The 7,535-nt window shown below is 68.3% G+C and carries 8 protein-coding genes; all 8 read left to right on the top strand.

Annotated elements, in window-relative coordinates:
* Positions 1–717: YbfB/YjiJ family MFS transporter (locus GXB81_RS29760; protein ID WP_241016581.1), on the top strand; the 717-nt coding region annotated here is incomplete at its 5' end.
* Positions 718–950: 233 nt separating this feature from the next.
* Positions 951–1,982, top strand: coding sequence for a low specificity L-threonine aldolase (locus GXB81_RS29755; RefSeq protein WP_205991093.1), 1,032 nt, complete (start codon positions 951–953; stop codon positions 1,980–1,982).
* A gap of 136 nt (positions 1,983–2,118) precedes the next feature.
* Complete coding sequence (locus tag GXB81_RS29750) at positions 2,119–2,649, top strand: NUDIX domain-containing protein (protein WP_167043162.1); 531 nt, start codon at positions 2,119–2,121, stop codon at positions 2,647–2,649.
* Between the two features lie 392 nt (positions 2,650–3,041).
* The gene (locus GXB81_RS29745) at positions 3,042–4,190 is read left to right on the top strand and encodes an iron-containing alcohol dehydrogenase (protein ID WP_205991092.1); all 1,149 of its coding nucleotides are present in this window, start codon (positions 3,042–3,044) and stop codon (positions 4,188–4,190) included.
* Between the two features lie 152 nt (positions 4,191–4,342).
* Entirely contained in the window at positions 4,343–4,792 is a 450-nt protein-coding gene (locus GXB81_RS29740) for a thioesterase family protein (protein ID WP_167043166.1), read from the top strand.
* Positions 4,793–4,826: 34 nt separating this feature from the next.
* Positions 4,827–5,765, top strand: a complete 939-nt coding sequence (locus GXB81_RS29735) for a branched-chain amino acid ABC transporter permease (RefSeq protein ID WP_205991091.1) — start codon at positions 4,827–4,829, stop codon at positions 5,763–5,765.
* Positions 5,758–7,167, top strand: a complete 1,410-nt coding sequence (locus GXB81_RS29730) for a branched-chain amino acid ABC transporter permease (RefSeq protein ID WP_205991090.1) — start codon at positions 5,758–5,760, stop codon at positions 7,165–7,167. Before GXB81_RS29735 ends, GXB81_RS29730 begins: the two co-directional genes overlap by 8 nt.
* Positions 7,164–7,535: ATP-binding cassette domain-containing protein (locus GXB81_RS29725; protein ID WP_205991089.1), on the top strand; the 372-nt coding region annotated here is incomplete at its 3' end. The genes GXB81_RS29730 and GXB81_RS29725, both read left to right, overlap by 4 nt.

Genomic DNA, 7,535 nt, shown 5'->3' with positions numbered 1-7,535 from the left:
AGGGAGGGCGCGGCGGACTATCTTGAGTCAGAGCGCGCTGCTGTCGCGGCGTTGGCCGAATCGACTCACGTTGCCTCGGCCGACACCGCCGAGGAGCACGCCCACTCAATCCCGGCCCATCGAAGCGCCACCGCTCACCGTGTCGACGCCTTCTGGCTGGTCCTGCTCTACGGCATCCCCGGCTTCGGCTACATCATCACCGCGACGTTCCTGCCAGTCATAGCGCGCCACGCGCTGCCGGGTTCGTCGTGGCCTGACCTGTTCTGGCCGATGTTCGGCGTGGCGCTGATCGTCGGTGCGATGGCGGCCGCGCGTTTGCCCGTGCATTGGGACAACCGTGCGCTGCTCGCCGGTTCCTACGTGCTGCAAGCGCTCGGCATCGCGCTGGGCATCGTCTGGCCGACGGCGGGCGGTTTTTCGCTCGGCAGCATCCTGATCGGCCTGCCGTTCACCGCGATCACGCTGTTCGCGATGCGCGAGGCGCGGCGTCTGCGTGGCGACGACGCGGCCGGCCTGATGGGCTATGCGACGGCGGCTTACGGCATCGGCCAGATCGTCGGTCCGTTGGTGGCCGCGCCGATTGCCGCGCAGACGGGATCGTTTTCGCCGGCGCTGTGGCTGGCCGTGGGCGCGCTGCTGGCGGGGGCGGCGGGACTGGTCGCCGTGGCGCGCATGCCGCGTGGCCGTGGCGGTATGCCGGATTGCGGCTGCAACTAACGGCCGAGGTGTTCGACGATTTGGAGAGCCCGAAGCCCGAAGCCCGAAGCCCGAAGCCCGAAGCCCGAAGCCCGAAGCCCCAAGCCCCAACCTCATCCCCCTTCCCAGGCCGACATCCGATACCACCACACCCGGCGCCCATCCCGCATACCTTCACCAAAATCGCACGATCGCACTAAAATGACCGCTTCCCGTCATTTCCACGCGCCTGTCGCCGGGCGCGCCGCGCCACCATGCAACATTTCGCGTCCGATAACTACGCCGGCATCTGTCCCGAAGCGCTCGAGGCGCTGATCGCAGCCAACCACAGCGGCCACGAGCCGGCCTACGGCGACGATTCCTGGACCAACCAGGTCTGCGACCGTCTGCGCGATCTGTTCCAGACCGACTGCGAGGTGTTCTTCGTCTTCAACGGCACGGCCGCCAACTCGCTCGCGCTGGCCTCGCTATGCCAGTCGTATCACTCGGTGATCTGCCACGAACTCGCGCACATCGAGACCGACGAATGCGGCGGCCCCGAATTCTTCTCGGGCGGCTCGAAGCTGCTGACGGCGCCCGGCATCGGCGGCAAGCTCACGCCCGATGCGATCGAAACGGTCGTCACGCGCCGCGCCGACATCCACTATCCGAAGCCGAAGGTCGTCACGCTCACGCAGTCGACCGAGGTCGGCACCGTCTACACGGTCGAGGAAGTGCGCGCGATCGCGGCGATCGCGAAGCGCCGTCATCTGAAGCTGCATATGGACGGCGCGCGCTTTGCGAACGCGGTCGCGGCGCTCGACGTGCATCCGTCGGAGATCACGTGGCGCGCGGGCGTCGACGTGCTGTGCTTCGGCGGCACGAAGAACGGCCTGCCGGTCGGCGAAGCGGTGGTGTTCTTCGATCGCGCCCTCGCCGACGATTTCGCCTATCGCCTGAAGCAGGCGGGGCAGCTTGCCTCGAAGATGCGCTTCATCTCCGCGCCCTGGCTCGGCCTGCTCGACAACGACGTGTGGCTGCGCAACGCGCGTCACGCGAACGCGATGGCGCGTCTGCTGCAAACGCGGTTGCAGGAAATTCCGGGTGTGAGCATCATGTTTCCGGGCGAATCGAACGCGGTCTTCGCGCAGTTGCCGCCGCACGCCGCGAAGGCGATGCGCGCGCGCGGCTGGAGGTTCTACGAATTCATCGGCGCGGGCGGCTGCCGGCTGATGTGCGCGTGGGACACGCAGCCCGCGACGGTCGAGCGCTTTGCCGCCGAGCTGCGCGAGTTGTGCGCGGCGTGATGCAAGGCGTGAAGCGAAGCGCGCCGCCGCCGCCATCATCTTCCGCCTTCACTCCTCGCCATCGCACGCAGCCGCCCCCGACCGCGTCCAATCGCGGCAGACAGACATACACACAAGACACGAGACACCTCACGACATGACCGAATACCGCTTTTGTCCCCGCTGCGCCAAGCCGTTGACCGAACGCGCCGACCCCGAGCACGAAGGCGGCCGCATACGCCAAAGCTGCCCCGATACCGTGTGCGGCTACGTCCACTGGAATAACCCGCTGCCGGTCGTGGCCGCGATCGTCGAGTACGAGGGCAAGATTCTGCTCGCGCGCAATGCTGCGTGGCCCGAGGGCATGTTCGCGCTGATTACCGGCTTCCTCGAAAACGGCGAGACGCCGGAACAGGGCATCGCGCGCGAAGTGCTCGAAGAGACGTCGCTGCAGACGGAGTCGGTCGAACTGATCGGCGTGTACGAGTTCATTCGCAAGAACGAGCTGATCATCGCGTATCACGTGAAGGCGCATGGGACGGTCTCGCTGTCGCCGGAACTGCTCGAATACCGGCTCGTCGAGCCGGCGAAACTGCGGCCCTGGCGTGCGGGCACCGGCCAGGCGCTCGGCGAATGGATGCGGCGGCGCGGTCTGCCGTTCGAATTCGTCGAGCGGCCGGGGCAGTGAGTCGCGTTCGCGGGCGGCGCGATGACGGCGAGCATGGTGTTGCCCGCGTCGGCGGTACTTCATCGGGCGACGATACATAACGGGCCGACGAGGCAACGGCGGCGAAGCTCGAAGCAGGCCTAAACGACACGGCCCGCGCAGACAAGCTCGATACGGCGCACGGCATCGGCCACACCAGACGACGCACGAACCGGCATACGAACCAGCACACGAACCAGCACACGAACCAGCACACGAACCAGCACACGAAATAGCACACGAAATAGCACACGAAATAGCACACCAAACAACGCACAAAACAGCACCCGAACCAGCACCCAGTCAGCGCGGCAACGAACGATCAACCCAAGTCAATCAGCGGTCAATGAGCTCACGCTCGGGAGAAGCACGGCATGGCTTACATCTACTATCTGACGCATATTCATCTGGGCTACGAAGCATTGTCGCAACTGCCGGCCGAATGCGCGCGCATCGGCATGACGCGGCCGCTCGTCATCAGCGACAAGGGCGTCGTCGCGGCCGGCATCGCGCAGCGCGCGCTCGACGCGCTGAAGCTCGGCGACGTGCCGCTCTTCGACGACACGCCGTCGAACCCGACCGAGGCGATGGTGCTGGCCGCCGCGCGGCTGTATCGCGACGCGGGCTGCGATGGCTTGGTCGCGGTGGGCGGCGGTTCGTCGATCGATCTCGCCAAGGGCGTCGCGATCGCGGCCACGCATCCGGGACCGCTCACGCAGTACGCGACGATCGAAGGCGGCAGCGCGAAGATCACCGAGGCCGTCGCGCCGCTGATCGCGATTCCGACCACCGCGGGCACCGGCAGCGAAGTCGCGCGCGGCGCGATCGTGATCCTCGACGATGGCCGCAAGCTCGGCTTTCACTCGTGGCATCTGCTGCCGAAAGCGGCGCTCTGCGATCCGGGCCTGACGCTCGGCCTGCCGCCGGGGCTGACCGCGGCGACCGGCATGGACGCGATCGCGCACTGCATCGAAACGTTCCTCGCGCCGGCCTTCAATCCGCCCGCCGACGGCATCGCGCTCGACGGTCTCGAACGCGCGTGGCACAGCATCGAGCGGGCATGCGCGGACGGCAGCGACCGCGAGGCGCGTCTGAACATGATGAGCGCGTCGATGCAGGGCGCGATGGCGTTCCAGAAGGGGCTCGGCTGTGTACACTCGCTGTCGCATCCGCTGGGCGGGCTGAAGGTGAACGGCCGAACCTCGCTGCATCACGGCACGCTGAACGCGGTCGTGCTGCCCGCCGTGCTGCGCTTCAACGAACGCGCGCCGAGCGTGGTGGCCGAGCGTCGCTTCGCACGCATGCGCCGCGTGATGGGATTGTCCGAGCAGACCGATCTCGCGCAGGCGCTGTTCGACATGACGGCACGGCTCGGTCTGCCGACCGGCCTCGCGCAGATGGGCGTCGACGAGAGCATGTTCGACAAGGTCGTGCAGGGCGCGCTCGCCGATCATTGCCATCGCACGAATCCGCGCGAAGCGACGGCCGACGATTACCGTCGCATGCTGACCGAGTCGCTGTGACGAGGCGAGGCGGTGCGCGGTAGCGGCCACGGCCACGCGTCGCGCCTGACCGCCGCTGTTGTCGTCATGGTCATTGTCATCGCTTGCGTCATCGCTATCGCTATCGCCAGAAATACCCCTATCATCACGCAGCCGATCAAACCCCACGCCTCATGAACAAACCCGCTCCCGCGCCACGCTCCGCCTACCCGCACTTCCTGCCGATCACGACCCGCTGGATGGACAATGACGTCTACGGTCACGTGAACAACGTCGTCTACTACAGCTATTTCGACACCGTCGTGAACGAGTATCTGATCCGCGCGGGCGTGCTCGATTTCGAGCAGGGCGCGACGATCGGGCTCGTCGTCGAGACGCAGTGCAATTACTTCGCGCCGCTCGTGTTTCCGGATCGCATCGACGCGGGCCTGCGTGTCGCGCGGCTCGGCACGTCGAGCGTGCGCTACGAAGTCGGGCTTTTCCGGGAGGGCGAGGTCGAACCCGCCGCGCAGGGGCATTTCGTGCACGTCTACGTGGATCGCGTCACGCGCCGTCCCGTGAACCTGCCCGCCGAACTGCGCGCAGCGCTCGAACCGCTTGCCGTGGCCGCGCAGGCGGGCTGAAGCGAGTCGGGACAGACCGGAACGGATTCAGCGCGTGCAATCGTTCATCGTCAATCTCCTCAACGGCCTCAGCTACGGGCTGCTGCTGTTCATGCTGTCCGCCGGGCTCACGCTGATTTTCAGCATGCTCGGCGTGCTCAATTTCGCGCATGCGAGCTTCTACATGCTCGGCGCGTACGTCGGCTTTTCGGTGGCCGCGCGCGCCGGGTTCTGGAGCGCGCTCGTGATCGCGCCGCTCGTCGTCGGTCTGCTCGGCGCGGCGTTCGAGCATTGGCTGTTGCGGCGCGTGCGCGCGCACGGTCATCTGCCCGAGTTGCTGCTCACGTTCGGTGCGGCGTATCTGCTCGGCGAACTGGTCAAGCTCGGCTGGGGGCTCGGTCCGCTGTCCGCGCCGGTGCCGGCCGTGCTCGACGGTCCGCTGTTCTCGCTGTACGGCGCGAGCTTCGCGCGCTATCGCGCGTTCATGATGGCGGTGTCGCTGGCGATGCTCGCGGCGCTCGTCGCGGTGCTGCGCGTGTCGCGCACGGGCCTCGTCGTGCGCGCCGCGCTAACGCATCCGCAAGCGGTCGAAGCGCTCGGTCATAACGTGCCCGCCGTGTTCACCGGGGTATTCGCGGCCGGCACGGCGCTCGCCGCGCTGGCCGGCGCGATCGGCGCGCCGCTCTTCGTGATCGAGCCGGCGATGGCGGAATCGCTCGGCTCGATCGTGTTCGTCGTGGTCGTGATCGGCGGGCTCGGTTCGTTGAGCGGGGCGCTCGTGGCGTCGCTGCTGGTCGGCTGCGTGCAGACGCTCGCGGTGGCGAGCGACGTGTCGCTGGGCGAGGTGCTGTCGGTCGCCGGCGTGGCGTTGCCGCCCGACTGGGACGCGCTGACGCTCGCGCAACTCGCGCCGCTGATTCCGTATCTGCTGCTCGTCGCGGTGCTGGCGCTGAGGCCGCGAGGGCTGTTCGGACGGCGGGGGGATCATGCGTAAGCGGGATGCGGGGGCGGAGGCGAGGGGCGCCGCAGCACGCCCTGAACGCCCGGAGCACCCGGAGCACCCGGAGCACCCGGAGCGCCCTGGGACTGCACCGCAAACCGCTGGGCGTGGGCCGTCCGCGCGTTCGTTCGCACCTTGGCTCGCGCTCGCCGTCTTTCTCGCGCTGCCGCCGTTCGTCGGGTCGCAAAGCTGGCTGCTCGCGTACCTCGCGCAGACCGCGACGATGATCGTGTTCGCGCTCTCCTACAACCTGCTGCTCGGCGAGACCGGGCTGCTGTCGTTCGGGCATGCCGCCTATGCGGGGCTCGGCGCGCTGATCGCCGCGCGCATGTTCAACGCGACCGGCATGCCGCTCGTGCTGCTGCCGCTCGTCGGCGGCATGGGCGGCGCGTTGTGCGGCCTGCTGTTCGGCCTGATCGCGACGCGCCGCGCCGGCACCGCGTTCGCGATGATTACGCTCGGCCTCGGCGAACTCGTGGTCGCGGCCGCGTGGACGCTGCCGGGCTGGTTCGGCGGCGAGGCCGGCATCGCGATCGATCGCGCGAGCGGCCCGCGCTTTTTTGGCCTGAGCTTCGGTCCGGCGCGCGAGGCCTATGCGCTGATCGCGCTGTGGTGTCTCGCCGCGAGCGCGGCGATGTTCGCGCTGTCGCGCACGCCGTTCATGCGCCTCGCGAACGCGGTGCGCGACAACCCGGCGCGCGCGGCCGCGATCGGCTGCTATCCGGCGCGTATCCGCTATGGCGTGGTGGTGCTGTCGGCGTTTTTCGCGGGCATGGCGGGGACGATGGGGCTCGTCAATATCGAACTCGTGTCGACGGAAAGCGTCGGCATGATGCGCTCGGGCGCGGTGCTGATCGCGACGGTGATCGGCGGGACGGCTGCGTTTTTCGGGCCGGTTGCCGGCGCGCTCGTGTTGACGTTTTTCAGCGTGATCGTCGCGAGCGTCACGCGCGCGTGGCTGTTCTATCTGGGTCTCTTCTTCGTGGCCGTCGTGCTCGCCGCGCCCGACGGGCTCGCGGGTTTCTGCGCGCGGCACGCGGCGCGCATCGCGGCGCAAGGCTGGCGGCGGCGCCGCGCCGCCTATCTATGGAGTGTGCTGGCGGCGGTGCTGTGGAGCGCGGCCGTCGTGCTCGCGGTGCAGTGGGCCTATGCCGCGCGATTCGGCGCGGACGAGGGCGCGGCGGGCGCGATCTTCGGCTTCGGCGCAAACGCGGGGGCTGACGGTGCGCCGCTTGCATCGGCGTTGAGCGCGGTGTCGTGGTGGCCCGCCGTGGCGCTGGCCTTGCTTGCCGCGTTCGGTGCGCTGACCACGCGCTATGCGATGCGCGCGCACGCTCGTCTCGCCCCTCAAGCCGGGCGCGCTCGCGTTGCGTCATCCAGCGGAGAGACGCGATGATCCCGGCACTGGGTCTCTACAACATCGAAAAGCGTTTCGGTGCGACGCGGATTCTGCGCGGTGTCGATCTCGAGATCGAGCCTGGCGAGCGGCATGCGCTGATCGGCCCGAACGGCGCGGGCAAGTCGACGCTGTTCAATCTGATCGCGGGCGGTGCACGGCCGAGCGCGGGACGCATCCATCTGTTCGGCGCGGAGATCACGCGGCTCGCGCCGGCTGCGATCGCGCGCCGTGGCCTCGCGCGCAGTTTCCAGAGCACGAGTGTGTTCGCGCGGCTTAGCGTGCTCGACAACCTGCGCTGCGCGGCCATGCTCGCCGAGCGCGACCGCACGCGCTGGTGGCAACGCGTGACCGGCTCGCCGGCGATA

This window comes from Paraburkholderia sp. Ac-20336 (assembly GCF_017105025.1).
GTDB lineage: Bacteria > Pseudomonadota > Gammaproteobacteria > Burkholderiales > Burkholderiaceae > Paraburkholderia.
The sequence above is the reverse complement of the archived record's forward strand: the minus strand, read 5'-3'. Positions and strand labels throughout refer to the sequence as shown.